This window comes from Stenotrophomonas sp. B2, from assembly GCF_014947095.1.
GTDB lineage: Bacteria > Pseudomonadota > Gammaproteobacteria > Xanthomonadales > Xanthomonadaceae > Stenotrophomonas > Stenotrophomonas maltophilia_P.
This window is the reverse complement of sequence record NZ_JADCQA010000010.1, coordinates 57524-83740: the sequence shown is the minus strand read 5'-3', so window position 1 is coordinate 83740 and position 26217 is coordinate 57524. Positions and strand designations below refer to the sequence as shown.

26 protein-coding genes and 1 tRNA gene are annotated in these 26217 nt (G+C 65.3%); 18 read left to right on the top strand and 9 right to left on the bottom strand.

Features of this window, described 5'->3' with window-relative positions; all coding sequences use genetic code 11:
* Positions 1 to 51: 51 nt before the first annotated feature.
* Both IMX13_RS13220 and IMX13_RS13215 read right to left on the bottom strand, forming a co-directional pair.
* Entirely contained in the window at positions 52 to 768 is a 717-nt protein-coding gene (locus tag IMX13_RS13220) for a fumarylacetoacetate hydrolase family protein (RefSeq protein ID WP_065181655.1), read from the bottom strand.
* Between the two features lie 78 nt (positions 769 to 846).
* Complete coding sequence (locus IMX13_RS13215; RefSeq protein WP_128988456.1) at positions 847 to 1128, bottom strand: hypothetical protein; 282 nt, start codon at positions 1126 to 1128, stop codon at positions 847 to 849.
* A gap of 180 nt (positions 1129 to 1308) precedes the next feature.
* Here IMX13_RS13215 and IMX13_RS13210 point away from each other — a divergent pair, with 180 nt between their 5' ends.
* Complete coding sequence (locus IMX13_RS13210; RefSeq protein WP_053517065.1) at positions 1309 to 1644, top strand: Rieske (2Fe-2S) protein; 336 nt, start codon at positions 1309 to 1311, stop codon at positions 1642 to 1644.
* 293 nt (positions 1645 to 1937) lie between these two features.
* Here IMX13_RS13210 and IMX13_RS13205 read toward each other — a convergent pair whose 3' ends face one another.
* The 4 genes from IMX13_RS13205 to thiS all read right to left on the bottom strand — a co-directional run bounded on the left by IMX13_RS13205 (position 1938) and on the right by thiS (position 5659).
* Positions 1938 to 3785 (bottom strand): SLC13 family permease, encoded by a 1848-nt coding sequence (locus tag IMX13_RS13205; RefSeq protein WP_053517063.1) that lies wholly within the window; start codon positions 3783 to 3785, stop codon positions 1938 to 1940.
* Positions 3786 to 3812: 27 nt separating this feature from the next.
* Positions 3813 to 4547 carry a tRNA (guanosine(46)-N7)-methyltransferase TrmB gene (trmB, locus tag IMX13_RS13200; RefSeq protein WP_053517060.1) on the bottom strand — a complete coding sequence of 245 codons (735 nt, stop codon included), beginning with the start codon at positions 4545 to 4547 and terminating at the stop codon, positions 3813 to 3815.
* A complete protein-coding gene (locus IMX13_RS13195) occupies positions 4547 to 5341 on the bottom strand; it encodes a thiazole synthase (RefSeq protein ID WP_053517058.1) in 795 nt (264 codons plus the stop codon). The genes trmB and IMX13_RS13195 overlap by 1 nt, the downstream gene beginning before the upstream one ends.
* 117 nt (positions 5342 to 5458) lie before the next feature.
* Entirely contained in the window at positions 5459 to 5659 is a 201-nt protein-coding gene (thiS, locus tag IMX13_RS13190) for a sulfur carrier protein ThiS (RefSeq protein ID WP_053517056.1), read from the bottom strand.
* Between the two features lie 240 nt (positions 5660 to 5899).
* Between thiS and IMX13_RS13185 the strand changes: the two genes are divergently transcribed.
* From IMX13_RS13185 to IMX13_RS13110, 16 genes are all read left to right on the top strand, one after another.
* The gene (locus tag IMX13_RS13185) at positions 5900 to 7702 is read left to right on the top strand and encodes an autotransporter domain-containing protein (RefSeq protein ID WP_180875532.1); all 1803 of its coding nucleotides are present in this window, start codon (positions 5900 to 5902) and stop codon (positions 7700 to 7702) included.
* 128 nt (positions 7703 to 7830) lie between these two features.
* Positions 7831 to 7904 (top strand) — tRNA-Gly (locus tag IMX13_RS13180).
* Between the two features lie 218 nt (positions 7905 to 8122).
* On the top strand, positions 8123 to 8569 hold the full coding sequence (locus IMX13_RS13175; protein WP_193396508.1) for a hypothetical protein: 447 nt from the start codon (positions 8123 to 8125) through the stop codon (positions 8567 to 8569).
* 142 nt (positions 8570 to 8711) lie between these two features.
* Entirely contained in the window at positions 8712 to 9590 is an 879-nt protein-coding gene (gene rimK, locus IMX13_RS13170; RefSeq protein WP_065181793.1) for a 30S ribosomal protein S6--L-glutamate ligase, read from the top strand.
* Between the two features lie 253 nt (positions 9591 to 9843).
* Entirely contained in the window at positions 9844 to 10320 is a 477-nt protein-coding gene (locus IMX13_RS13165) for a hypothetical protein (RefSeq protein WP_065175767.1), read from the top strand.
* Between the two features lie 89 nt (positions 10321 to 10409).
* Positions 10410 to 10883: a hypothetical protein gene (locus tag IMX13_RS13160; RefSeq protein WP_065175768.1), complete on the top strand. Its 474-nt coding sequence runs from the start codon at positions 10410 to 10412 to the stop codon at positions 10881 to 10883.
* A gap of 8 nt (positions 10884 to 10891) precedes the next feature.
* Positions 10892 to 11569: a response regulator transcription factor gene (locus tag IMX13_RS13155; RefSeq protein ID WP_053517044.1), complete on the top strand. Its 678-nt coding sequence runs from the start codon at positions 10892 to 10894 to the stop codon at positions 11567 to 11569.
* Entirely contained in the window at positions 11532 to 12899 is a 1368-nt protein-coding gene (locus tag IMX13_RS13150) for a HAMP domain-containing sensor histidine kinase (protein ID WP_065181651.1), read from the top strand. The genes IMX13_RS13155 and IMX13_RS13150 overlap by 38 nt, the downstream gene beginning before the upstream one ends.
* 259 nt (positions 12900 to 13158) lie before the next feature.
* Positions 13159 to 13542 carry a hypothetical protein gene (locus IMX13_RS13145; RefSeq protein ID WP_193396507.1) on the top strand — a complete coding sequence of 128 codons (384 nt, stop codon included), beginning with the start codon at positions 13159 to 13161 and terminating at the stop codon, positions 13540 to 13542.
* A gap of 99 nt (positions 13543 to 13641) precedes the next feature.
* Positions 13642 to 16275 (top strand): type VI secretion system tip protein TssI/VgrG, encoded by a 2634-nt coding sequence (gene tssI / locus IMX13_RS13140; protein ID WP_319637191.1) that lies wholly within the window; start codon positions 13642 to 13644, stop codon positions 16273 to 16275.
* Positions 16276 to 16366: 91 nt separating this feature from the next.
* Positions 16367 to 17080: a DUF4123 domain-containing protein gene (locus tag IMX13_RS13135; RefSeq protein ID WP_193396505.1), complete on the top strand. Its 714-nt coding sequence runs from the start codon at positions 16367 to 16369 to the stop codon at positions 17078 to 17080.
* Positions 17081 to 17262: 182 nt separating this feature from the next.
* On the top strand, positions 17263 to 17871 hold the full coding sequence (locus IMX13_RS13130; RefSeq protein WP_193396504.1) for a DUF3304 domain-containing protein: 609 nt from the start codon (positions 17263 to 17265) through the stop codon (positions 17869 to 17871).
* Between the two features lie 32 nt (positions 17872 to 17903).
* Positions 17904 to 18872, top strand: a complete 969-nt coding sequence (locus IMX13_RS13125) for a DUF2235 domain-containing protein (RefSeq protein WP_193396503.1) — start codon at positions 17904 to 17906, stop codon at positions 18870 to 18872.
* Between the two features lie 18 nt (positions 18873 to 18890).
* The gene (locus tag IMX13_RS13120; protein ID WP_193396502.1) at positions 18891 to 19496 is read left to right on the top strand and encodes a DUF3304 domain-containing protein; all 606 of its coding nucleotides are present in this window, start codon (positions 18891 to 18893) and stop codon (positions 19494 to 19496) included.
* 107 nt (positions 19497 to 19603) lie between these two features.
* Complete coding sequence (locus IMX13_RS13115) at positions 19604 to 21661, top strand: DUF2235 domain-containing protein (RefSeq protein WP_193396501.1); 2058 nt, start codon at positions 19604 to 19606, stop codon at positions 21659 to 21661.
* A 468-nt stretch (positions 21662 to 22129) separates the two neighbouring features.
* Positions 22130 to 22516, top strand: a complete 387-nt coding sequence (locus tag IMX13_RS13110) for a hypothetical protein (protein WP_193396500.1) — start codon at positions 22130 to 22132, stop codon at positions 22514 to 22516.
* 85 nt (positions 22517 to 22601) lie between these two features.
* Here IMX13_RS13110 and coaE read toward each other — a convergent pair whose 3' ends face one another.
* From coaE to IMX13_RS13095, 3 genes are read right to left on the bottom strand one after another with little or no spacing between them, the layout of a single operon-like run.
* Positions 22602 to 23213, bottom strand: a complete 612-nt coding sequence (gene coaE, locus IMX13_RS13105) for a dephospho-CoA kinase (protein ID WP_193396499.1) — start codon at positions 23211 to 23213, stop codon at positions 22602 to 22604.
* A 10-nt stretch (positions 23214 to 23223) separates the two neighbouring features.
* Positions 23224 to 24087, bottom strand: coding sequence for an A24 family peptidase (locus tag IMX13_RS13100; RefSeq protein ID WP_053517036.1), 864 nt, complete (start codon positions 24085 to 24087; stop codon positions 23224 to 23226).
* 6 nt (positions 24088 to 24093) lie between these two features.
* Positions 24094 to 25353, bottom strand: coding sequence for a type II secretion system F family protein (locus IMX13_RS13095; protein WP_053517034.1), 1260 nt, complete (start codon positions 25351 to 25353; stop codon positions 24094 to 24096).
* Positions 25354 to 25714: 361 nt separating this feature from the next.
* Here IMX13_RS13095 and IMX13_RS13090 point away from each other — a divergent pair, with 361 nt between their 5' ends.
* Complete coding sequence (locus tag IMX13_RS13090; RefSeq protein ID WP_111186751.1) at positions 25715 to 26155, top strand: pilin; 441 nt, start codon at positions 25715 to 25717, stop codon at positions 26153 to 26155.
* Positions 26156 to 26217 lie beyond the last annotated feature (62 nt).

Sequence of the window (26217 nt, the reverse complement as noted above, 5' to 3'; positions counted from 1 at the left end):
TGTTTTCTCCTGTGGGGGATGTGGACAGCGCGCAGAGTAGCGCAGGTGGTGTCAGCCGGCGATCACGCCGTGGCGCTCGGCCACGTTTTCCAGGCGCGCGCTGAAACGGTCGCCCGGCTTCAGTGCGGCCACTCCGGACGGCGTGCCCATGAACACCAGGTCACCGGCGCGCAGCTGCCACAGCTTGGACAACTCGTGCAGGATTTCCGGCACGTTCCAGATCATCTGGTCCAGCAGGGCCTGCTGGCGCACTTCGCCGTTGACTTCCAGCGACAGGTTCAGCGCCGCCAGATCGCCCACTTCGCCGGCATGCACGATCTCGCTGATCGGTGCGGAGGCATCAAAGCCCTTGGCGGCATCCCAGGGATGGCCCTTCTCCTTGGCGGCCGCCTGCAGATCGCGGCGGGTCAGGTCCAGGCCGACGGCATAGCCGTACACCAGCGCTTCGGCATCGGCCACGGGAAGCTCGCCAGCCGGGGCATCACGGCCGATGGCCACCACCAGCTCCACTTCGTGATGCAGGTTGGCCGTCGCGGGCGGATAGGGGATGGCATCGTCATGGCCGACCACCAGCGCATCGGCAGGCTTGCTGAAGAACATCGGCCGGCCGCGGTCGTCGGCCGCCGGCACCGCGGCTCCCATTTCGCGCGCATGGTCGGCAAAGTTGCGACCCACGCAGTAGACGCGGTGCACGGGGAAGCTGCCACCGCCCACCACCGGAACACGCGGCGTGGCAGGTGCAGGGATCACATCGGAAACGTCGGACATGCGGGCATCCAGGAAGGGAATGCCCGCAGTCTAGAACGCATGGCGCCCGCCGTCAGCGGGCACGCCGGCCGGCAGGGCTCAGCGCGAGGCCGGCAGCACCGGCTTGCGCACCACCCGGTACTCGCCCTCGACCACGGTCGGGTCGGCCGGTCGGGCTGCACCCGCCTTGCGCGAGGCCAGCAGCTTCCACGCCAGGCCGACCAGGATCATCGCCGCACCGACGAACACGCCGATGAACACCATCGCGGCCAGGATCGCCAGGCCGAGCAGGCCCACGGCAACGCGCACCAGCGGGTGACGCGGCTTGCGCGGCGCGAACAGGGTGCGGAACTGGTTGAAGGCGGAATCGCGATTGAACATGGCGGCTCGATAGGCTGGGAAATCAGCGAAACCAGAGTATCGGGAGCCCGCACTGTCATTGAGTGAAAAACTCGTTAAATATAGCCTATGCTTATTACGAATCAATGACTTGTGTTCATCCTGCAGCCAGTCACCTGAGCAGGCGTGCGACAATGCTTCTTTACTGTCCGAGCCTTCGCCATGACTGCCGCTGTTGCCCTGATCGCCCTTGATGCCATTGCCGATGGTGCGTTTGCCGAGGTCGAAGCAGTGGTCGAGGGCGATGCCGAGTCGTTGCTGCTGTATCGCGACGGCGCACAGGTGCGCGCCTTCCTGAACATCTGCCCGCATGCCGGCCGTCGCCTGGACTGGGCGCCGGGGCAGTTCCTGAAGAGCCGCGAGGGGCATCTGGTCTGCGCCGCCCACGGCGCCTCGTTCGCGCTGGACAGCGGCGACTGCATCGCCGGCCCCTGCAAGGGCGACCGCCTGCGCGCGGTGCCGGTGGACGTGCGTGATGGGCAGGTCTACCTGGCCTGAGGCCGGCTAGGGGGCGGCTCCGTTTTCCGTAGGAGAACGGCTCTGACCCATCAAGCCAGGAGCAGTCGAGCATGGCTCGACTCTGCAAAGGCATCCACGCATGGCGTGGATCTACCGTGTCGACCAAGGTCGACACCTACCAAAGCGGTGCACGACGCCGTTCTGGCGGATCGCAGAAATCTGTCGGACCCACCCCGCCATCCCACGAAATGCACGCTTTTGCCGTTGAGGTTGCCGGCCAGCGGCCGGCACTACTGGGGTGCAGGGCGCAGCCCTGCCGATGAACCCGACCCTCAGAACATCAGGTTGATCATCAGCACCACCACACAGGTGTAGATCAGCGACAACGGTCCGCCGACCCGCCACATCTCGCGCGGGGTGTAGTTGGCCGGGCCGGTGATCATCGAGATGACCGGATTGGACGCCGTCATCAGATTGTTGGAGGCCGACAGCGCCACGATCAGTGCGAACGCGGTGGGGTTGCCACCCGCCGCCAGCGCCAGATTCACCGCGATGGGCACCATCACGATGGTTGCGCCGACATGGCTGATCACCAGCGAGAACACCGTTGTCAGCAGCGCCAGGGCCAGCTCCAGCACCCACACCGGTATGCCGGTGGGGAGCTTGTCGATGGTGTGGCCGGCGACCCAGGCCGCCGCGCCGCTGGAGTCCATCGCCCAGCCGAGCGGGATCAGTCCGGCCATCATGAACACGGTTTTCCAGTTGATCGAGGCATAGGCCTCGTCCATCCGCAGCACGCCCGTCAGCAACATGCCGGCCACGCCGGTCATCAGGGTCAGCGCTACCGGAAGCTTGCTGGTCAGCGCGATCAGGATCGTCAGCGCGAAGATCGCCATGGCGATCTTGAACTTGTGCGGGCGCTGTTCGCCGGTCGGGTAGTCGGTGACCACCACGAAGTCACGGCTCTTGGCGGCCTGCGCCAGGTCGGTCCAGATGCTGTGGAAGACCAGCATGTCGCCAGCGCGCAGCTGCACGTCGCGCACGTCCTCGCGGATCACCTGTTTGTCGCGGTTGATCGCCAGCAGGCTGATGCCGCGCTCCTTGCGCAGGCGCAGGTCGGCCGCACTCTTGCCGATCACGTTCGAGGTCGGCGGCACCACCGCCTCGGAAATGCCCGCGCGGCTGGGATTGAACAGGTCGCCCAGGTGCTTCAGCCGCGAGGACATGCGCAGGAACTGGTTCTGGGCGAAATCGCCGATCTGCTCGCGCGGACCCATCGCGCCCAGCACACTGCCCACCCAGATGCGCATTTCCGCCGGTGGCGCCAGCCGCGTATCGTTGCCGGTCTTCAGCGCCAGCAGCAGCGGCGCGTCATGCAGGCTCTCGGCCTCGCCCAGGGTCATGCCGACCAGCGGGCTTTCGGCGGTGACCACCAGTTCGAACACATCGCCTTCGATGCCGTAGGTCTTGGCGAAGTAGCTCTCGGTACGGGCCGGGGTGACCCCATCGTTGACCAGGGTCTCTTCCTCGATCAGCTTGCGGTCGCCGTAATAGCGGAAGTACAGCAGCGAGGCGATCAGCAGCGCCACGCCGATCGGCAGCGGCGCGAACATGCGCAGCGGCTCGATGCTGGCCAGGCCGGAGGGCAGGTTGTTGTTGGCCGAGGCCAGCAGGTCGTTCAGCAGGATCAGCGGCGAGTTGCCGACCATGGTCAGCGCACCGCCCATCACGATCGCCGCCGAGATCGGCAGCAGCAGCCGCTGCATGGTCAGCCCGGTGCGTGCCGCCAACCGCGAGGCGACCGGCAGGTACAGCGCCATCACCGACGGGTTCTGCATGAAGGACGAGTTCAGGCCGGCGATGGCCGTGGTCATCATCAGCAGGCGCTGCTCGATGCCATGTCCGCGTCGCAGCAGCCAGGCCGCGAGCCGGTTCAGTGCGCCGGTGCGGTCAAGGCCCGCACCGAGGATGGTGGTGGCGATGATGCTCATCACCGCGTTGCCGGAGAAGCCGCCGAAGATCTCCTCCGGGGCGATCAGGCCGGTCACACCCAGTACCACCAGCACCACCAGCGCGACGACGTCGGCGCGGATCCGCTCGAACAGGAACATCGCCATCGTGAAGCCGACCAGCCCGAGTACGAGCTTCATGTCGTTGGTCAGCGTCAGCGCGGTATCCATGTGGGGCGCGGCGTCCTCGGGCGATCGTCAGGTGCGGTCGTACAACAGGTCCCAGACGCCATGGCCGAGCTTCTGGCCGCGGGTCTCGAAGTGGGTCTGCGGCCGCCATTCCGGGCGCGGCACGCTGCCCCGCGGACCGGCCCGGTTGACCAGGCCGGCGGTCGCATCGAGCACGTCCCACATCTGTTCGGCGTAGTCTTCCCAGTCGGTGGCGCAGTGCAGGCGGCCGCCCGCACGCAGCTTGCGCACCAGCAGCTCTGCGAAGGCCGGCTGCAGCAGGCGGCGCTTGTTGTGGCGCTTCTTGTGCCACGGGTCCGGGAAGTAGATGCGCACTTCATCGAGCGCGCCATCGGCGATCTCGTTCTGCAGTACTTCCACCGCGTCATGGTGGTACAGGCGCACGTGGTCGGCGTTGTCGTCGGCCAGGGCGTTCAGCAGGCGGCCGACACCGGGCGCGTGCACTTCGATGCCGATGTAGTCGCGCGACGGGTCATGCTGGGCAGCAAAGCGCAGTGCAGCGCCGTTGCCGAAGCCGATCTCCAGCACCTTGTGCGCCGGGCGACCGAAGGTGGCGTCCAGGTCGCGCGGCTGGCCGCTGTAATCCAGGCCGAAGCGCGGCCAGCGTTCGTCGAACGCGCGCTGCTGGGCAGGCGTGAAGCGGCCCTGGCGCAGCACGAAACTGCGCACCTCGCGGCGCCCCTCGCTGACGGTGAACGGCTTGGGCGGGGCCTTGGACCCAGCGCTGTCGAAAGGATTGGTCATCAGCCGATCAACCCATCCACCGGCGACGACGCGCTGGCGTAGCGCTTGCGCGGGATGCGCCCGGCCAGGAACGCCTCACGGCCGGCTTCGACCGCCTTGCGCATCGCGCTGGCCATCAGCACCGGGCTGCGCGCGCCGGCAATGGCCGTGTTCATGAGCACGCCATCGCAGCCCAGCTCCATCGCGATCGCCGCATCCGATGCCGTACCGACGCCGGCATCGACGATGATCGGCACCCGGGCGTCTTCGATGATCTGCAGCAGGTTGTACTTGTTCTGGATGCCCAGGCCCGAACCGATCGGCGCGGCCAGCGGCATCACCGCAGCGCAGCCGATCTCTTCCAGGCGCTTGGCCAGGATCGGGTCGTCGGAGGTGTAGACCATGACCTCGAAGCCATCCTTGACCAGCTGTTCGGCGGCCTTGAGGGTCTGCATCACGTCCGGGTACAGGGTCTTCTGGTCGCCCAGCACTTCCAGCTTGGTCAGGTTGTGGCCGTCCAGCAGTTCACGGGCCAGGCGGCACGTGCGCACCGCGTCTTCGGCGGTGTAGCAGCCGGCGGTGTTGGGCAGGATGGTGAAGCGCTCCGGCGGCAGCACGTCCAGCAGGTTCGGCTCGCCGGGGTTCTGCCCGATGTTGGTGCGGCGGATGGCCACGGTGACGATCTGGGCGCCAGCGGCCTCGGTGGCCAGGCGGGTTTCTTCCAGATCCTTGAACTTGCCGGTGCCGGTGAGCAGCCGCGAGCCGTAGGTCTTGCCGGCGATCACCAGCGAATCGGGGGAGACATGAACGTTCATGGCGCGATTATCGCTTATCCGCCTGAAGATGGGGTCGTCACTTCGATGCCGCCGGGAGGCAGGTGCAGGGGCAGCGCCGGGCCATGCCCGGCGAGCGCGCAGCGTGGGCGTCGTGCCTCAACCCCCACCCAGGGCGTGCACGATCTCCACCACATCACCTTCGGCAAGGCGATGCTCGCCATGGCGGCTGCGGCTGACGATCTCGCCATTGACCTCGACCGCCACCCGGCGCTGCAGCAGCTGCTCGGCCTCGAGCAGGTCATGGAGGGTTGCCGAAGCGTGCAGGGTGCGGGGTTCGCCGTTGAGCTGGATGTTCATGGCGGCATTGTCGCGTATGGCCCGTCAGGACGGAAACCATCCGTTCCTCCGCACGGCGCCCGCATCGGCGCAGCCTGCGATTGGCGGGCTGCGCGGCAATTCATGCGGCGGCGCAGCGTGAGCAATCGTCGGTGCGGTGAAACCATTCACCGTGCGCCGGCGTACGCACGCCGGATCCTCAATGACGTCCCCACAGGAGTTCTTTACATGCTGCTCAGCAAACGCCCGATCCGCTCCCTGATGGCGGCCGCGATCGCACTGGCCGCGGTTCCGGCCATGGCAGGCGAATCCCCTTACTCGCACGCGGTGTTCTTCGGCGACAGCCTGACCGACGCGGGCTATTTCCGGCCGCTGCTGCCCCCGGCAACACAGCAGGTCACCGGCCAGTTCACCACCAATCCGGGCTGGGTCTGGTCGCAGCAGGTCGCCAACTACTACGGCCTGAACGGTACGCCCAACGGCAACGGCCAGAACGGCGACAACTATGCCGCCGGCGGTGCGCGCGTGTCGGTGGAGGTCACTGGTGCCCTGGGGCCCATTCCGTCGCTGAAGACGCAACTCACCCGCTACCTTGCCGCGAATGGCGGCAAAGCCGATGCCAATGCCCTGTACACCGTCTGGGGCGGCGCCAACGACCTGTTCGCGGCCGCTGCGGCGCCGGCACAGGCGCAGGCCATCATCGGCGCGGCCGTCACCGACCAGATCGCCCTGGTCGGCGCGCTGAAGCAGGCGGGCGCCCAGTACGTGCTGGTGCCGAACCTGCCCAACGTCGGCCTGACGCCGTCCTTCCGTGGCCCCAATGCCGCCGCCGCCACCGCGCTGTCGGCCGGCTACAACAACGCCCTGTATGGCGGGCTGAAGCAGGCGGGCATCGAATTCATCCCGTTGGATACCTTCACGGTGCTCAGTGAAGTGGCCGCCAATCCGGCCATGTACGGTTTCACCAACGTCACCAGCACGGCCTGCACCATCGACCCGGCCAATTCGACGCAGAGCATCATCGGCTGCAACCCGACGTCCTACGTCAGCCCGGATGCCGCGAAGACCTACCTGTTCGCCGACGGCGTGCATCCGACCACGGCAGGCCATGCACTGCTGGGCCAGTACGCGGTATCCGTGCTGGAAGGCCCGCGCCTGCAGCAGGTGCTCAGCCATTCGGCGCAGACCATCGGCCGTTCGCGCGCCGACCAGGTCGGCATGCATCTGGGCGGTCGTCCGGCTGACGGCCTGTCGTGGTGGGGCGGTGTGCGCGGCGACATGCAGCGTTATGACCACGCCGATCTCTACGACGGCCTGGCGCCGGCCGGCCTGTTCGGTGTCGACTGGTCGCGTGACGGCATGGTCTTTGGCGGCTTCGGTGGCTATGGACGCATGGATGCCGATTTCGGCAACAGCCGCGGCGATTTCACCCAGTCCGACACCACGCTGGGCCTGTTCGCTGGCTGGTACGGCGAGCGTGCCTGGGTCAACGGGCAGGTCAGCTACAGCTGGCTCGACTACGACGTGACCCGCAAGGTGCAGCTGGGTCCGGCCACCCGTGAGCATGGCGGTTCGGCAGATGGCAGCAATCTCACCGCCGCCATCAATGCGGGGTACGAGTTCGGCACCGAGGGCGGCTTCCGCCACGGTCCGGTGGCTGCCGTGATCTGGCAGAAGGTGAAGATCGACGGCTATACCGAGAGCGCCGACGCCGGCACGCTGGCCACTGCGCTGGGTTACAACAACCAGGAGCTGGACTCCACTGTCGGTCGCATCGGCTGGCAGGCGCGCTTCGATGGCGGCACCTTCAAGCCCTACGTGCAGGCCACCTACGATCACGAGTTCGAAGACACCAAGCAGGCCAGCGCCTGGCTGCAGTCCCTGCCGGAGCTGGGCAGCTACCGCGTGCCGGGCCTGAAGTTCGACAAGGACTACGCCACCGTGGTGCTGGGCGCCCGCACGGAGCTGTTCGGGCTGCAGAGCAACATCGGCCTGAGCACCTCCACCGCGCAGAAGCGTGCACGTGACGCGACGCTGTTTGCCAGCTTCAGCGGCAGTTTCTGACGAACGCACCTTCCCAGGCCCCGCAAGGGCCTGGGAAGGCTGCATGGCAGCGTCGGGCCATGCCCGGCGCATGCGGTGGCCACCATTGCGCAACACCGGCCCGACCGCATAGACTTTCACCACGCGACGCGGGCGTAGCTCAATGGTAGAGCTGTAGCTTCCCAAGCTACTGACGTGGGTTCGATTCCCATCGCCCGCTCCATCTTCCGCAACGATGCGTGTGTTTTCCGGATCGGCCGCGAACCTGGATGTTTCCCCTTTTGCATCTTTCTGTGCCTGCCGGCTCTGTGAGTCGGTGAAGCGTGGGCGCTTCCCGTGCTTGCCGATGGTCTGGCGGGGCGATAAGCCGGTAAAGTGCGGCAACATTCAAGCCAGTGGCAGGGGGGGGGGATGCGGAATCGGATTCTTGCGGTTGCGTTGATGGGTATTGCGGCGGCGTGCACGCCGACCGAAGAAGATGCAAGAAAACAGAAGGTCGAGGCTGATCGGGCCATAGCGGAGGCGGGGGTCCGTCGGGCGCTGAAGGATCCTGACTCGGCAAAGATCGTCATCCGTCAGGCGTTTGCGATGTTCGACGGTACGATTGTCTGCGGGATGGTCAACGCGAAGAACAGCTTCGGCGGCTACACGGGCGACCGCGCGTTCATGATCAACGTCAATGCGGATGGCAGTACCGGTGCGCCCTCCGTTGCGCAGGACGACGTCAGCAGCGCGGTATCCGTGGAAATGTGCGATTTCCAGCGGGACTATGCCGCACAGCCTGGCCACGTCGGCAAGGCGGTCACGCCGGAGCAGTCCAGGCAGCTTGTGGCGGCCTACACCAAGAGGGTGCGGGAGGTCGTTGCACGGATCAATACGGGCCGATAAAACGCGGCAGCCGCAGCCCGACGGCATCGGTGTCGGGCTGTTGCTGGCTGGACTGTGGCGCCCTGTTCCGGCAACCACGCGGCATCATCCGCCCGCCACACGGCCGCGCTATGCTGCGCGCCTGCCGATCGATCCCGCCGCGATGAAGCTCGCCATCCTGTCCCGCAACAGCTCCCTGTATTCCACCCGCCGGCTGGTCGAAGCGGGGCGTGCGCGCGGCCACACGGTGCGCATCCTCGATCCGCTGCGCTGCTACATGCGCATCGCTGCCGACGGATTCTCGATGCACTACAAAGGGCGGCCGATGACCGGTGTGGACATGGTCATTCCGCGCATCGGTGCGTCGATCACGCGATATGGCACTGCGGTCCTGCGCCAGTTCGAGCTGATGGGCGCGCGTACGCCCAATCCGTCCGACGCGATCCTGCGCTCGCGCGACAAGCTGCGCGCGCATCAGCTGCTGGCGGCCAAAGGCATCGACATGCCTGTCACGGTGTTCGGCGACAACCCCGATGACACCGTCGATCTGCTGTCGATGCTGGGGCCGCCGCCGCATGTGGTGAAGCTCAACGAGGGAACGCAGGGGCGCGGCGTGATCCTGACCGAAAAGGCCAGTGCCTCGCGCGGGATCGTCGAGGCGCTGCGTGGCCTGTATGCCAACTTCCTCATGCAGGAGTTCATCGGTGAGGCCAAGGGGGCCGATCTGCGCTGTTTCGTGGTCGGCGACCAGGTGGTGGCCTCGATGCAGCGGCAGGCACCGGAAGGCGACTTCCGCTCCAACCTGCACGCCGGCGGCACCGCCGTGGCGGCCAAGGCCAGCCGCGCCGAACAGCAGGTCGCGGTGCGCTCGGCCAAGGCACTGGGGTTGTCGGTCTGCGGCGTCGACCTGATCCGCTCGCAGCGGGGCCCGCTGGTGCTGGAGGTCAACTCGACCCCGGGCCTGGAAGGCATCGAGGCAGCCTGCGGGGTGGACGTGGCCATGCGCATCATCGAGCACGTCGAGAAGCTGAAAAAATCCTGATTTTTCAGTAAGTTGAGATTCTCTTTGGGCGGCGAGACGCTGCTTTAACATGCCTTTAATCGGTGCGGGCGTAGGCTTCAGCGAACCGCAGCTCTGCCTCTCAGCAGGATCGGTATCGGGATACGACTTCAGGCCCAGGCGGGTGCACCGCCTGGGCCTTTTTTATGCGCGTCCGTAGGCCACGCGCCACTTGTGGCGGCCCAGGGGCGCTCGTAGAGTTGGGCCTTCGTTCCGATGGACCGGGAGGTAGGCGATGTATCGCGTCACGATGATCGCGTTGGTGCTGTGCCTGTCGGGCGCTGCTGTCGCCAAGACAGAGAAGAGCGCCCTGCAGATGGATCGCCAGGCTCCGGTTGCCGGCCAGGTCCAACAGGTCGAGAAGGCGCTGCAGGCGCCGGAGTACGCCGAACTGAGCGCCGATGACCGCAGCCAGATCCAGCAGGCGCTGGCCCGCATCACCCAGCGCATGGGGGACCGGCAGCGGGTCGATGAGCTGCCGCCGCAGGTACAGGCGCAGGTGTTCAACGACCAGGAGCGGGTCAACCAGCTGCTCGCCCGCGCGCACGACGACAGCCGCCAGGTCTGTACCTACCAGCGCACCACCGGCAGCAACATGCCCAAGGGCCGTTGCCTCACTGTCGCCGAACGTCGCCGCATCGAAGAAAAGGGCAAGGCGCTGATCAATGACCAGCGCACGTTCAACAATCTCAACCCTGCCAGCAACCGGTAGGCCGTCCGCCGCCCCCACGCGTGGCACTTGCTGGCGTGAAGGTGGTGCGAATACAGTCGGCTCTCAACTCAGACAAGGATCCGTTTGCCATGAAGTCCCTCCTTTTGCCTGCGCTCCTGTTCTCCGGATTGGCCCTGGCCGCCACCGCCTCCGCATCCAAGCAGGGCGGCGAGGTCTTTGCCTCCGGCAAGCCGCTGCAGCAGCAGCTCGAGCGCATCGAAGTCGAACTCAACGACGGCGAGACCTACAGCGAGCTGACGATGGCCGACCGCAGCCGGGTCCGCGAAGCGCTGGTGCGCCTGCGCGCTGCCGTGGAGCAGTACCCGAACCGGGATCTGATGCCTGAACGGGTACGAACCGATGTCATCAACGACCAGCAGGTCGTGAACACGGTTTTGACACAGTCACGTGAAGATAGTCGTCTAATATGCCAACGTGAGAAAGCCACGGGTTCGAACCGGCACACGACGCAGTGCATGACTGTCGCCGAGCGCGCCCGGCAGAAGGACAAGGCACAGCGTGATATGGGCCAGGCCCAGCGCGTCGGAAAATTCGTCAACTAGAGGTGACAGTGAGAATCCTGGTAATCGAAGACAACAGCGACATTGCGGCCAATCTGGGCGACTACCTCGAGGACCGGGGCCACACCGTGGACTTCGCCGCCGATGGCGTGACCGGACTGCATCTGGCCGTAGTGCACGAGTTCGACGCGATCGTGCTGGATCTCAACCTGCCGGGAATGGACGGAATCGAGGTCTGCCGCAAGCTTCGCAACGAAGCGCGCAAGCAGACCCCGGTGCTGATGCTGACCGCTCGTGACTCGCTGGACAACAAGCTGGCGGGTTTTGATTCCGGTGCGGACGACTACCTGATCAAGCCGTTCGCGCTGCAGGAAGTGGAAGTGCGTTTGAACGCGCTGTCCCGACGTGGCAAGGGGGTGCAGACCCGCGTGCTGGAAACCGGCGACCTGGAGTACAACCTGGACACGCTGGAAGTGCGCCGCCAGGGCAAGCTGCTGCAGCTCAACCCGACCGCACTGAAAATCCTGCAGGCGCTGATGGAAGCGGCGCCGGCCGTGGTCACCCGCCAGGAACTGGAAACCCGCGTGTGGGGCGAGGAACTGCCCGACTCGGATTCGCTGCGCGTCCATATCCACGGTCTGCGTGCCGTGGTCGACAAGCCGTTCGAAGTGCCGCTGATCCAGACCCGCCATGGCATCGGATACCGCATCGCCACCCCGGAAAGCTGATCCCGTGGCAACCAAGGGGGAGCGCCGGCGCACGCCGTATCGGCGCCGCCTGCGCAGTCGAATCATCGTGTCATTCGTGTTGTTGGGCTTCTGCCTGACAACACTGTTCGCGTTCGCTACCAACTGGGCACGCCTGCGCGTGGAGAACCAGCTGGTGGAGGAGCTGATGAACCGCAACATCGACGAGTATGCGCGGCGCTATTACGAGCATCCCGGGCACAACCCGGATGCGCCGGTGCTGCAGATCCGGGCGTACGCGTATTCCAAGGACAAGTTCGACCGGGTGCGCGAAGAGCGCGCGCAATGGGCGGGCTTTGCCGATGGCATCCACAGCGTCAGTGGCGATGAACACGGAGAGCCCTATTCCTACAAGCTGGCCGTGCGAAAAACGCCCGACGCTTGGTTCTTCCTCGCCTATGACATGACCGACAGCATGCGCGGTGGCAAGCAGCTCAACCGCGCACTGGTGCTGTCGGTGCTGGTGTTCAGCCTGCTGTCGCTGGTGCTGGGCTGGTGGTCGGCCTCGAAGGTGATGAAGCCGGTATCGGACCTGGCGGCCCGCCTGCGCGCCTACCGGGGCGGCACCAGCGAGCCTGAGCCGCTGGCGCCGCGCTTCCCCGACGACGAAGTGGGCCAGCTGGCCCAGGCGCTGGACGACTACTCCTCGCGATTGACCGAAGTGGTGCAGCGCGACCGTGAGTTCAATGCGGACGTCAGCCACGAACTGCGCACGCCGCTGGCGGTGATCCGCGGCGCCACCGAGCTGCTGCTGACCCGTCCCGGCCTGGATGAAAAGGTGCTGCAGCGCCTGCAGCGCATCCAGCGTGCCGAGCAGCAGTGCAGTGATCTGATCGGCGCTTTGCTGCTGCTGTCGCGGAACGAGCGGGGGCAGGGCACCAGCAATGTTGCCCGCGTGGCCGAGCAGCTGCTGGACGCGCACCGTGCGCAGCTCGGTGGCAAACCCCTGGAACTGGCGCTGGAGGGCGAGCGCAACCTGGTGATCGACGCGCCCGAGGCCGCGCTTTCGGTGGCCCTGGGCAACCTCATCGGCAACGCGGTGAAGTACTCGCAGGATGGCGAAGTCCGCGTGCACGTAGGGGCCAACTCGGTCTCGGTCACCGACAGTGGTCCGGGCCTGAGCGAGGAAGATGCGGCCAAGCTGTTCCAGCGCGGTTACCGCGGTACGCACGCGGGCCACTCGCAGGGCGGCGGCATCGGCCTGTCGATCGTCAGCCGCCTCTGCGACCTGTACGGCTGGCAGGTCAGCGTGCGCCCCGGGGGCGAGCGCGGCGTGATCGCAACGCTGACGTTCTCGCCCAGGCCGCTGTAGCAGATCCTTTGCCTGCCGAGCAGGGCCCGGCCCTGCAGGGACGCCTCTTCCAGGGCGTCGCTGTCGCTAACGGCATGAACGCATCTGTTCTGCACGGCCAGACACCCGGCGCGCGCACGCTCTGCCGCTTCCGCTGCGTGTCCGATCTCACGGTTCCGGGTAGTCATCAGGCAGTTGACGCTTTTACCTCCTGATTGCCGGACGTGCAGATGGCCAAGATGCCAGTCCGCGCACTCTGCCGGCTGCCAGGAGCATCGCCATGTCGCATCGCATCCGCTACCCCAACCTGCATCAACTGGTCGGTGACTCGATCAGCCAGTTGTCTCCGGACGTCGCCCAGCGCGTCGAGGACGTACTGTCCCGCTGCGACGGCCATATGCCGGCCCAGCAGACGCCAATCGACGCCGGCGGTGTCAGCGCCGACGCAGTGCAGCCTGCCGATCTCAGGCGCGCCGTCGAAGGTCTCGGCACCCTGACCCGGGTGATGTACGCCGCGCACATCGCGCGCACGCGGGGCGGCCAGCAGAACGTGCTGCCACCGGGCGCGATGGAAGGCCTGATTCTGGCCGCGCGGGAACTGACGTGTCACGTGCAGCAGCAGCTGCAGGCCGAGAGAATCAGGGGGACAGCCACATTGCAGTGATGGCCGGGGACGCCGCAACGACGATTCTGCAACGCCGGGCACGTGCCCGGCGGGTCAGCTCGCGGCCAGTGCCAGGCGCAGCAAACGTCATCGCAGGTCATGCCTGCCGAGGGAGCTGTCATGCATCATCGATCATCGTCATTCACTGCCGCATGCGAAGCGTCTTCGCGTGTCCATCGGTTCTGCGGGCCAACCGCCACGCGGCTGATTGTCGAGCGATGGCATGGGCACGAGTCGTTGTCTGGGGAGTTGCGCTGCCAGATCGACCTGTTGGGTGACGAACACGAACAGGATCTGGACGACTGGTTGACGCGGCCCGCAAGCATCACCACCCGCCTTCCGGATGGAGGAGAGGTCGTCCGCGTCGGACTGATCCGCAGCGTTGAACGTGTGGCCTGTGTTGGCAGTCTGGTGCGTTACCGCGTCCATCTGGCGGACTGGACAGCCTGGCTGCACGACAGTCGCCACAGTCGAGTATTCCAGGATGAGGACGTCGCCAGCATCATCGATACCGTGCTTTCGGAACACGCACCCCTTGCACACTGGTGCTGGCACGCTGGAAGCCCGAGTACGCTGGACCGGCGGTGCCGGGGGTATCGCGTGCAGTATCGCCAGTCGGACATGGCGTTCCTGCAGCAGCTGATGGCCGAGGAAGGACTGGGCTGGTGCATTCGAGCACGGCCTGAGGCGCCGGGTGGACATACGCTGATGATCATTGGCGACAGTACGCAATGCAGCGTCCTCCCGGGTCTTCGGCGGGTGCACCGGACGCAGCGGGTGGTGGACAGCCCGGGCATCGCGTTCCTGCATGAGTCCCGCAGGGTGGTGCCAACCCGAATGACACGCGTGACGGACAATGACGATGCGCTCCGTGTGATATCGGCAAGCCTGCCCGTGCGTGACGCGGCGGATGGTCCTTTGGAAGACTACTCGCCAGCACGCCACGCGGCGTGGCAGACCACACGTGAAGCACTGGCCGAGGTGATGCGGGAGGCTGAAGCGGCACTGTGCGACCAACGGCGCTGGACGGGCGAGGGGACCGAGCCGGACTTCGAGCCGGGCGAGGCATTCGAGGTGCTGCCGGTGCCGGGTCAGAGAGCGGCGCCCGCGCTGTTGCTTACGGCAGTGAACCATGCCGGAGTCAATCTGCTGCCGTCGGTGGCCGAACTACAGCAGGACCTGCCGGCCTGCACGCTGCCCGATACCGTGCCAGCAGCACGCGCGCAGGCACTGGGGTACGCAAACCGGTTCCAGGCCATCCCGCTTGAGCAGCGGTGGCGACGTCGGTTGGAGGACCCGGATTATCGTCCCACCGCGCCTGGACCACAGTTGGCCACCGTAGTGGGCGGCGATGACGGCGCACCGTTGCACATGGACAGCGCAGGACGCATCCGTGTGCGGTTTGGCTTCGCCACCGATGGCAGGGCGGAAAGTGGATGGCTGCGTGTCGCCCAGCGCTTCGCCGGTCCTGGCGTTGGCAGCCAGTTCCTGCCGCGCGTGGGTCAGGAGGTAGTGGTGGACTTCATCAACGGAGACATCCGCAGGCCCCTCGTGGTCGGTGCGCTCTACAACGGTCGCGGGGAATCGCGTCCGGATGCCTTGGCACTGGCCAGTGATGCGGCCACCAGCGCCCAGAACAATCTGGCCGGTGGTCAGGCGCCACGTTGGCATGCCGCTGGCGCCGGCGAATGCGCCCAGCGCAACGCGGGTGCAATCTGGGGCATCAGTTCGCAGAGCTGGGACGGCCAGGGGGGCAGCAGCCTCGAATTCGATGACAGCGACAACCAGCTGCAGGTCAGGCTGGGTACCACCCAGCGCCACAGTTCCCTCAGTTTGGGCCAGTTGCGTCACCAGCAGCACAACTTTCGCGGCAGCCTGCGCGGAAACGGATACGAGCTGCGTAGCGACGCATGGGGATCGGTACGTGCCACGGCAGGTCTGTGGCTGGACAGCACGGCGCGAACTGCCAGTGATCCCGCGGGTCTGCGGATGGCACCGGTTGCGCTGCTGCGGCAGACCCTGGTGCTGGGACAGACGTTTGATGACGCAGCGCGGCGGCACCAGACGATACGACTGCGCGGTTGTGTCCGGCAGGCCAGCGGCTCATCGGTGTTGCAGGTTCTGGCCGACAGCGTGGCAGCGTCGCGGAGCATCAGCACCGCCGGTGAGCAGGTCCCCGTCACACGGTCGCCCGTGCTGGGCCTGTCGGCACCGACTGGCATCTGCCAGGTGGCCGGTCAGGCGTTTCAGATGGGAGTTCGGGACTGCACGCTGTTGGCCAGTGGCGGCAGCTCCGCGGCCATCGTCGTCGGCCATGCCCGCTGGCAGGGACGCCAGGCCATCGGTGTATTGGCCGGTGCGGCGCACCGCGCGGATCAGACGGGTTTGAGCGTAGTGGCCGGCGAACAACAGCTTGACCTGCAGGCCCAGGCCGACGCGGTGCTTCTGCAGTCACGGGCCCGTCTGCGGGCGACAAGCGGCCAGGGCGAGGTGCAGCTGGCGGCCGGTCGCGCCCTGCACATCGCCACTGCGGAGGGTGCCGCGATCACGCTGACTGATGGACATCTGCGGGTGACGTGCCCGGGTACGCTGACCTTCAGGGCGGGCCGGCGGACCTTCGTCGGTCCGGCGCAGGAACTGTTTCCCCTGCCGCAGTTCCCGCAGACGATCTGTGTGGAGTGCCTGCAGAAGGCGATGCAGGCCGGATTGCCATGGTCCTTGAAGAATGGTTGAGCCTGCCTGGATTGACCCATGGCAGCACACCGGGCTGCCGTGGCAGGGCACTGACGAAGAGACGGCAAACGCCCTGCCTGCACATGTTCTAGTGGACAGGGCATTCGCGCCGACTGCCTGCGAATCGCTGCACGCGCTGTCAGTCAGCATCCAGCCACTGTTCAAGCATCGCTACGCGGGCGAGGGCCTGGACCGCTTGTCGCCCTGCCTGCTCACCCTTCCCGATGATGCCCGCGCACGCGAGCGGTGCTGGCAGGCGCTGTTGGGCCTGAGCCTTGGTGCGCCAATGCTGTCTGTCCTGCGTACTACAGCCGAACCGGGGGCGCTGATCCACCACCTGCGACGCATCTGGGAAGCCGAGTCCAGCGTGGGAGAGCCCTGGCTGCTGCGTTGGGCTGACGGGAGAGCGGCAGCCGTCCTGCTTGAAGCATTGGATGGAGATCAACGCAGACGTGTGCTGGCCGGACTGCAGGACTGGTATCTGCCCACCCGTACAGGAGGCTGGATGCGCGTGGCAGGCGCCGGGGGACCACTGTTCGCTATCGATGCCAGCCCCTTGATGTTCACCGCCGTACAGGAAGCGGCACTACGCCGGCAGAGCCAGGCCGATGCCATCGCCCGCTTCGTGCTGCAGCGGCCATCACTGCGACCGGACGACATGATGCCTTCACATGTACATCGTTGTGCGGAAGTCGTGCTTGCGCGCTTGGCGCGGCGCGGTATCGACCATCTGGCGCTGGCACACCGGATGACGGTCAAGGCCGTTACCGCGTGGGATGCGCGCTCTGCCGGAGAGGACGCATGAGCCCTCGATCAGGATGGAGGGTGCTGCTGTCTGCGGTTGTACGCCGTTGCGTGCCTACGGTGGGGGCGCATGAAGTGCGGCTCATTCCCGGCGAGTCTGGTGGATGCTGCGGACTGCGAAAGGATCATACCCCGCTGTGCGGCCACAACCTGGGACCCAATTGAATGACACCCCCTGACCAAATGAAGGTCGTGACGAAATTGTTGACGAGGCTTGCCCTGATCTGCCTTGCACTGCTGGCCCTGGCAGGTGTCGTGCTCAAGTTCATGGACTTCAGCATCGGGCCGACGCCACTGGACCCTTCGAAGCCGATCATTATTGATTTCGCTTCTGGCCATGACATCACCAATGCGCCATCGGAAATGCATCTGATGATTGGTGTGGCCAACTACTCGGATGATGGGTTGGGTAGGGTCTACGTCAACGATGCCTGGGCAGGGGGGATGGAGCCGCGATCGAGTGGCAATGCTGCCACTTGCTGTGTGACGTTGCCCCGGCTCTGGCATCCGGGGCTCAAGGTTACCGTGGCCTACCGCACCAGCAGCATGTTCTTGAAAGATCCCACAAGCTACGTGGAAAGGGACGTCCCTGTGGCGCCCTACAAGCCCTTCCTGGATGGCTTCATCTACTTCATGTACTTCCCGGATGACCAGGTGAGAGTGGTAGCGACACCGTATTTTCCTGGTGTTCCGAAGTTCCAATACGACATAGAGTTCGCTAGCCGTGAGCGCGACGAAGAGAGGGTCTCGCAGTTCCTGTTGGAAACTTTGCCCAAGGAGGTGGATGAATGAGAGTGGCGGCATCTTCTCCAGCTTCTGACAATATGACCGAATTGAATGATCGCGAAGCCGCTCGCAACGCTGGAGCAAGTGCGGGGTCATCCTCAGATTGTGGTACTGATCTCTTTCTTGGTTGCTTTTTCGATGGAACGCGAAACCACAGGCTGAACTCCCTTCGTCGGCAAGATAAGACGGAATCAAACATCTCACGACTCTTTGATGTCTTTGACCGCGATCAAGGTTCAAATTCCGATAAGCGTGCCACCCGCTTCGCGAGCTACATCCAAGGCGTAGGCACGGAGGCGCTGAAAGAAGTCGGCGACACCGGCACAGGCTGGCACGCGCGCGCCGGCGCGGCAGCCGGCTGGGGCGGCGAGGGTCGGGTGAACTGGATGCTGATGCAGGTCCAGGACCATCTCTTGACCCATTTCGCCGAGACCACCGTCACCTCCGCCATGGGCTTTGATTCTCCTGTCCCCGTCGCGCGGAAGATGAGTGCCGATCTCCGCCTGAGCCTTCAGGATGTGGAGCGCTTGGCTCAGGCAGCACGAATGCCGCTGTCCAACTATCTGGCTGTGAACCAAGGCGAGAAGGAACTCGATCTGCGCAACTCGCTCAGCGGCGGCTTCTGGAACATGGTCGGTGCGCTGCAGCGGGTGCGTGGTACCCATCTGGCCCGCGCCGATCACGCGGCGCGCCGGGCGGTATTGCAGGAGCGACGGGCGTTTCTGGCGAAGAAGGTGGCCGCGTTCCAGGCCCAGAATCCACGCGTGGACCGCATCCGCCTGTCGATCTTCGGCTTCTCGCGGGGCGCGGCAGAGGCACGCGTATTCTGCAACTGGCTGGGTGATGCCTGCGATCCGGGGCGGGGTCCCCTGCGCCTGTGTGGCATTCCCGTGCAGATCGATTTCATGGGCCTGTTCGATACGGTCGCTTCGGTGGGTGCCGCCCAGAGCTTCTTTGAATCGGTACTCGATGGTCACGGCAGGCGCCATGAGCGGGGACACTGCTGAATGACGCATTCAGACCAAATGAAGGTCGTGACTAAGTTGTTGACGAGGCTTGCGCTGATCGGCCTTGCACTGCTGGCCCTGGCGGGTGTCGTGCTCAAGTTCATGGACTTCAGCATCGGGCCGACGCCTCCGGATCCCACGAAGCCAGTCATTATTGAGCCTGATACTGGCCACGACATCACCGGTGCTCCTGCAGAAATGCATTTGAAAATTGGTATCGCTAACTACTCGGATGAAGGGCTGGGTGCTGTTTTCATTAATGATGCGTGGGGTGGAGGTATTCAGCCGAAGGCCAGCAGTAACGGGCGCACGTGTTGTGTGACGCTTCCTCGTCTTTGGCATCCGGGCCTGAAGGTCAGCGTGGCTTATCGAACAAGCAGCATGTTTCTGAAAGATCCGAGTAGCTACGTGGAAAAGGAAGTTCCTGTGCCGCGCTATGCCCCATTTTTGGATGGCTTCATCTATTTCATGTACTTCCCGGATGACCAGGTGCGGGTGGTGGCCACTCCCTACTCCCCAGGATATCCGGGCTTCGCTTACGACATCGACTTCGGCGACGGACATGGTGATCCAGAAAGGATCAGGAAATTTCTGGAAGCCACTGCAGGCGAGGAGGCGAAATAGTGAGGGTAAGGGTATCTACTACGACGACAGAGCATCCGACGCGACTGAGCTCCGTTGAAGCGGCGCGATACGCAGCCTCATTGTCGGAATCTGGATCCGACTGCGGTGTGGACGTGTCAGTAGGCTGCTTCTTTGATGGGACTCGTAACCACAGGCTGGCCTCCAAAAGACGCGGGGACAAGAGTGACAGCAACGTGTCGCGGCTTTTTGATGTCTATGATGCTGACCAATTGCGCCGTGAGGGACAACGTAGAAAAAAGTTCTCCAGCTACATCCAAGGCGTAGGCACGGAAGCGCTGAAAGAAGTCGGCGACACCGGCACCGGATGGCACGCCCGAGCCGGGGCGGCAGCAGGCTGGGGTGGCGAGGGCCGGGTGAACTGGATGCTGATGCAGGTCCAGGACCACCTCCTCGATCATTTCACAGGTATTACCGTCACCAAAGCAATGGGCTTCGACTCCACCGTTCCCGTCGCGCGGAAGATGAGTGCCGATCTCCGCCTGAGCCTTCAGGACGTGGAGCGCTTGGCTCAGGCAGCACGAATGCCTCTGTCCAACTATCTGGCTGTGAACCAAGGCGAGAAGGAGCTCGATCTGCGCAACTCGCTCAGCGGTGGCTTCTGGAACATGGTCGGTGCGCTGCAGCGGGTGCGTGGTACCCATCTGACCCGCGCCGATCACGCGGCGCGCCGGGCGGTATTGCAGGAGCGACGGGCGTTCCTGGCGAAGAAGGTGGCCCCGTTCCAGGCCCAGAATCCACGCGTGGACCGCATCCGCCTGTCGATCTTCGGCTTCTCGCGGGGCGCGGCAGAGGCACGCGTATTCTGCAACTGGCTGGGTGATGCCTGCGATCCGGGGCCGGGTCCCCTGCGCCTGTGTGGCATTCCCGTGCAGATCGATTTCATGGGCCTGTTCGATACGGTCGCTTCGGTGGGTGCCGCGCAGAGCTTCTTTGAATCGGTGTTCGACGGCCACGGCGGCTGGGCGGCAGCCGAAGACCTGCGTATTCCCGCTGATGTACGCCGCTGCGTGCACATGGTGGCCGCACATGAAGTACGCGGTTCATTCCCGGTGGACCTGGTGGATGGCACGAACTGCGAACAGATCATCTACCCTGGGGTGCATTCGGACGTAGGTGGTGGGTATGCACCGGGCGAACAGGGGCGTTCGCCGAATGACGCAGACAAGCTCTCGCAGATTCCGCTGTGCGACATGTACAGGCACGCCTTGGCGGCAGGTGTGCCACTGTTGCCTATCGCAAAGGCACGCGTGGAGTTGCAGCGCCAGTTCGAGGTCTCTCCCGCCTTGCGCCAGCACTACAACGCCTATCTGCAGACGATGGCGCCATTCCTGCCGGGCACGAATCCCGCGTCCAAGGCCAATCGCACGGCGGTGCTGATGTACGCGCACTATCGCCAGTACCTGTTGTGGCGGCGCCAGCATCTGGATGATTTCGCCAGCCTGCCCGCCTTCCAGAGGGCGTCGGCACAGGACCGTGCGGATCTGCGCGGCGGAAACACCGAGCTGGCAATGGAAGTGAGCGGGATGCGCTACAACAACGCGACACAGCGCATCCGTAATGCACCGGTAAGCACGCCGCACCACGGCATGCTCGCGTTGCCGCCCTACAAGAGCATTCCGGCAACGGACTTCGTGCAGGCGACGCTGCGCGGCCAGAAGGAGCAGCAATGGCTGGATGGTCATATCGAGCAGATATGGGCATCGCGGCAGGTGCCGCCAGAACCCGTGGCAACGTTTCTGGATGGCTACGTGCACGACTCGCGGGCCTGGTTCAAGCCGTTCGGCCTGGACGATGACGAGTGGCTGCACGTGCAGCAGCGCGAACGTGATACCTATCGGCAGCGGATGCAGGAGTTGGACGCGATGGAGCGGGCCCACCGGCAGGAGCGGGAGCGCATGCAACGGGCTGGGCAACTGTTCCAGCCGCGGATGCCGTTGGCGATGTCGGTGCAGGAGCTGGAGGAACTGACGGCATGGCGCAAGTACCCCGAGAATTATGACGACGCCCTGCAGCTGACAGGGCGCGAGTACTACTGGCAGTGGGGCTACCTGCGCTGGCGCACCTGCTATCTCAACCCGCCCGGTGTGGCCGTTGCGGAAGCGGCATTGCGCAGGGGGCGTGCTGCGGAAGATGCGGCGGCCTAGATGGTCAGGCAGCGTGTGCTCGGCCTGACGGATGCTCCGCGTCGCGCGGGTTGTCGCAACCGGCGCGCACGGTGCGGCGCTATCACTTCATCAGCAAGGCCCATCACGACAAGTGCGTGATGCGTGCCGCGCCCTCGGCGTGCACCACTGCGCGAATCGCTACAGCCACCCGTAGCTTGGCAATTCCCTTACAGAAAAGCGCTTCGCTGGATGGCGTGATGGCGGGGCCGGGGCGGGTGCCCCGGCCGGGATTGGCGTCCTGAAAAAGACCGACATTCAGCAATCCATCGGTGGGCGAAGGTCCATCGTGGAAAATGCACCGCATGCCTAGTCAACGGCGGGCGGTGCGTGGGGATTCATCAGAATCCGCTGGAGCTTCTTTGCTGAATGTTGGTCTCCGGTACGCCAACCCGCACCGTCCGCCACCTTGCATCTGCAGGTGGCCTGCCGTCTGCGAGGAGCCTCACCATGTCCGCACGTCCGTTGTTTCCCCATCTCTGCGCCTTGATCGGCGAATCTGCCGACCGGCTTCCTGCCGATGCTGCCGAGCGGCTCGAAGCCCTGCTGGATGACCCCCAGGACCTGCTTCCCGCCTTGCTGGCCCGCATGGATGGTCGCGACGGCGCTGATGGCAGGCGGCTGGACGCAGAGGGTCTCAGTCCGGTACAGGTCGCAACCCAGGCCGGACTCGGTCGTACGCTGGCGGGCTTGGATGTGCTGGTTCAGGTGCTGCACGCCGCCGCAGCCGCGCGTGAGCAGGGGGGCGTCCATCAGCAGCTCAGTCCGGATGTGGTCGATGGCCTGTTGCTGGGCGCCCGTGAACTGGTCCGCCACGCCCGCCAGCAGGTGGAGTAGGTCACGCTGATGATCCTGGCAGAGCCGGGCTCGCGCTCGGCTCACCGCGCAGCGCAGCCAGGAAGCCGTGGACATGTCCGGCAGGTCAGCTCCCGGCCAGCGCCAGATAGCGCTGGTGCAGCGCCTCCACCTGCGCCTGCAGGTCGTCCGGCTGCCCATCGTTGACCACCACGTCATCGGCCACTGCCCGGCGCTGCGCGCGGCTGGCCTGGGCGGCGATCATCTGGTCGGCCAGAGCGGCGTCGATGCCATCGCGCTGCATCAGCCGGGCGTGCTGTACGGCTTCGGGTGCATCCACCAGCAGTATCCGGTCCAGCCATGGATAGGCCTGGCGGCCGCCCACCTCGGTCAGCAGCGGAATCGCAGCAATGGCGTACGGGCTCGGCGCCTGCGTGCACTGCTGCTGCATCAACAGGCGGATGGCGGGGTGGGTGATGGCTTCCAGTGCCGCCCGTTCGGCCGGGTCAGCGAAGACATGGGTGCGCAGGCGCGCCCGGTCCAGGCTGCCATCGGCCAGCAGCATGTCCGTGCCGAACCGGTCGGCAATGCGGGCCAGTGCCGGGCTGCCGGTGGCCACCACCGCGCGGGCGGCCAGATCGGCGTCGGCCACCACGATGCCCAGCGCCTCGAAGCGCCGCGTCACTTCGCTCTTGCCGGCCGCGATGCCGCCGGTCAGGCCGACCACGTAGCGGCTCACGGCGGCCCCCTCAGCGCAGGCCGCTCAGGGCCAGGTAGCGCTCCACCAGCGGTTCGCCCCACATGAAGAACAACCAGCCGGCGATGGCCAGGTACGGGCCGAACGGAATCGGCGTGGCGCGATCGCGTCCCCGGCTGTAGAGCCAGATCGAACCGACGATGGCGCCGATCACCGAGGACAGCAGGATGATCGGCAGGATGCCCTTCAGGCCGCACCAGGCGCCGAGCGCCGCCAGCAGCTTGAAGTCACCATGGCCCATGCCCTCCTTGCCGGTCAGCTGCTTGAACAGCCACCAGACCGTCCACAGCGACAGATAGCCCACGGCCGCGCCGACCAGGGCCGGCTTGGCGGGCATGTACAGATTGTCGATGCTGCCGATCAGGCCCAGCCACATCAGGGGCAGGGTCAGCTGGTCGGGCAGCAGCTGGGTGCGCAGGTCGATGCCGGACAGCGCGATCAGGAAACAGGTCAGCACGATGGCGCCGAAGCCCTGCCAGCCGAAGCCGAACTGCCACACGCAGGCCAGCACCAGCAGGGCGGTCATCGCTTCCACCAGCGGGTACTGCAGCGAGATCGGCGCCTTGCAGTGGCGGCATTTGCCCCCCTGGATCAGCCAGCTGAACAGCGGGATGTTCTCGTACCAGGACAGCTTGTGCTTGCAGTGCGGGCAGTGCGACGGCTCGACCACGATGCCCGGCGGCGGCGGCTCGTAGAAGTCCGGTTCCTCCAGCACTTCGCGCGCATCGCGCTTCCACTGCCATTCCAGCCGCTTGGGCAGCCGCAGGATGACAACATTGAGGAAACTGCCCAGCAGCAGTCCCAGTCCGGCCGCGGCGGGGTAGCCGAGGCCGGGGTGCTGGTCGAGAAAAGCCATGTATTTTTATCCGACGACGGCGCCCAGTTTGAAGATCGGCAGGTACATCGCAATGACCAGGCCGCCGACAATGGTACCAATGAACACCATGATCATCGGTTCCAGCAGGCTGCTCAAGGCATCCACGGCGTTGTTGACCTCCTGCTCGTAGTATTCGGCGACCTTGAACAGCATGGTGTCAAGGGCGCCGGCCTCCTCGCCGATGCCGGTCATCTGGATCACCATGTGCGGGAACAGGTTCAGCTGCTTCATCGCCATGTTGACCGGATAGCCGACCGAAACGTCGTCGCGCATGCGCAGCACCGCCTCGCCGTAGACCTTGTTGCCGGTGGCGCCGGCCACGATGCCCAGGGCCTCCACCAGCGGCACGCCGGCCTTGAAGGTCACCGCCGTGGTGCGGGAGAAGCGGGCGATCGCACTGTTGTGCATGATCTGGCCGATGACCGGCACCTTCAGGATCAGCCGGTCGACGGTGTGCTGCATCTTCTCCGATCGCCGGTAGGTCATGGCGATCGCCACCACCGCGCCGATGGCGACGATGGCGATCAGCCACCACCACGACACCATGAACCGCGACAGGTTCACCACCATCTGGGTAAATGCCGGCAGGTCGGCACCGAAGCTCTGGAAGACTTCCTCGAACTGCGGCACCACCCAGACCAGCAGGATCGTGCTGACCAGGAACGCCACCACCAGCACCATGGCCGGGTAGAACAGCGCCTTCTTGATCTTGCCCTTCAGTGCCTCGAGGTTCTCCTTGTAGGAGGCGATGGTGTCCAGCACGGTCTCCAGCACACCGGCGCTTTCGCCGGCCCGCACCAGGTTGCGGTAGAGCTCATCGAACTGCACCGGATGCTTGCTGATGGCCTCGTGCAGCGACGAGCCGCCCTCGATGTCGGTGCGGATCGTGTCCACCATCTTCTTCATGCGCGGGTTCTTGTGCCCGCTGCCGATGATCTCCAGCGCCGACACGATCGGCACGCCGGACTTCATCATCGTGGCCATCTGCCGGCTGAAGAACGCGATGTCCTTCGGCGAGACCGGCTTGCCGGCCGCACCGAACAGCGGCTTCGGCTTGGGCTTGACCTGGCCCGGGCTGATGCCCTGCCTGCGCAGTTCGGCGCGCAGCAGGTTGGCGTTCTTCGCCAGCTGCTCGCCCTTCATCTTTATGCCCCGCTTGTCGGTCCCCTCCCAGACAAACGGCTGCAGCTCCATCGTGGCGCGGGCCACGGGCTCCTTCTTGATCGCACTGCGACTCACAGACATGTTGGCTCCCCAGGCCCGCCATCCCCAGGCGGGCATCCTGAGCGGCGATGGTAGCTGGTTCAGACCCGTCCGGGGAGCCTGCCGGCGTGACGGCGTGCAGGGTTTTCGACGCGTCGAGGCGGAAGGTGACGCGCTGCGTCACATTGCCGCGTCCATCGCAGATTCGGAGCAGGGGGGTTCCCATCCGCGAAATAGCTGCCATCATTGGCGCGGGGAAATCGGGGGAGGCGTGGCCATGGGAGATTGGCACGCAACCTGCGTTGATCCACCCGCGGGGGCGGGCAGCCTGCTCATCCGGTCATCTGGCCGGCCGGTTGCCGTACCCGGAAAATCAACCACCACTACTTGGGGACGTACCACCATGAAGAACCAGAAGGGCTTCACCCTGATCGAACTGATGATCGTCGTTGCGATCATCGCCATCCTGGCCGCCATCGCGCTGCCGGCTTACTCGAACTACACCAAGAAGGCCAAGGTCTCGGAAGTGATCCTTGCGGCTTCTTCGCTGCGTACCGACGTGTCGGAATACGTGGCCAGCAACAATGCCCTGCCGCCGGCCACCTGGGAGCCGGATTTCCAGCAGACCCAGTATGTGGACAAGCTGGAATGGGATGCGACCACCAAGACCATCACCGCGACCGCGCGTAACATTGCTGACGACATCAATGGCGATACCATCACGCTGAAGGCCGACGACAGCAACGTGGCGAATGGCGTCATCCCGAAGTGGACCTGCGAAGGTTCCATCGCTTCGAAGTACCGCCCGGGTTCGTGCCAGGGTGAGGCCGCAGCCGCCGAGTAATTGGCGTTCGCTGCTCGCATACGGAAACGGGGAGCCCAGGCTCCCCGTTTTCGTTTCAGCGC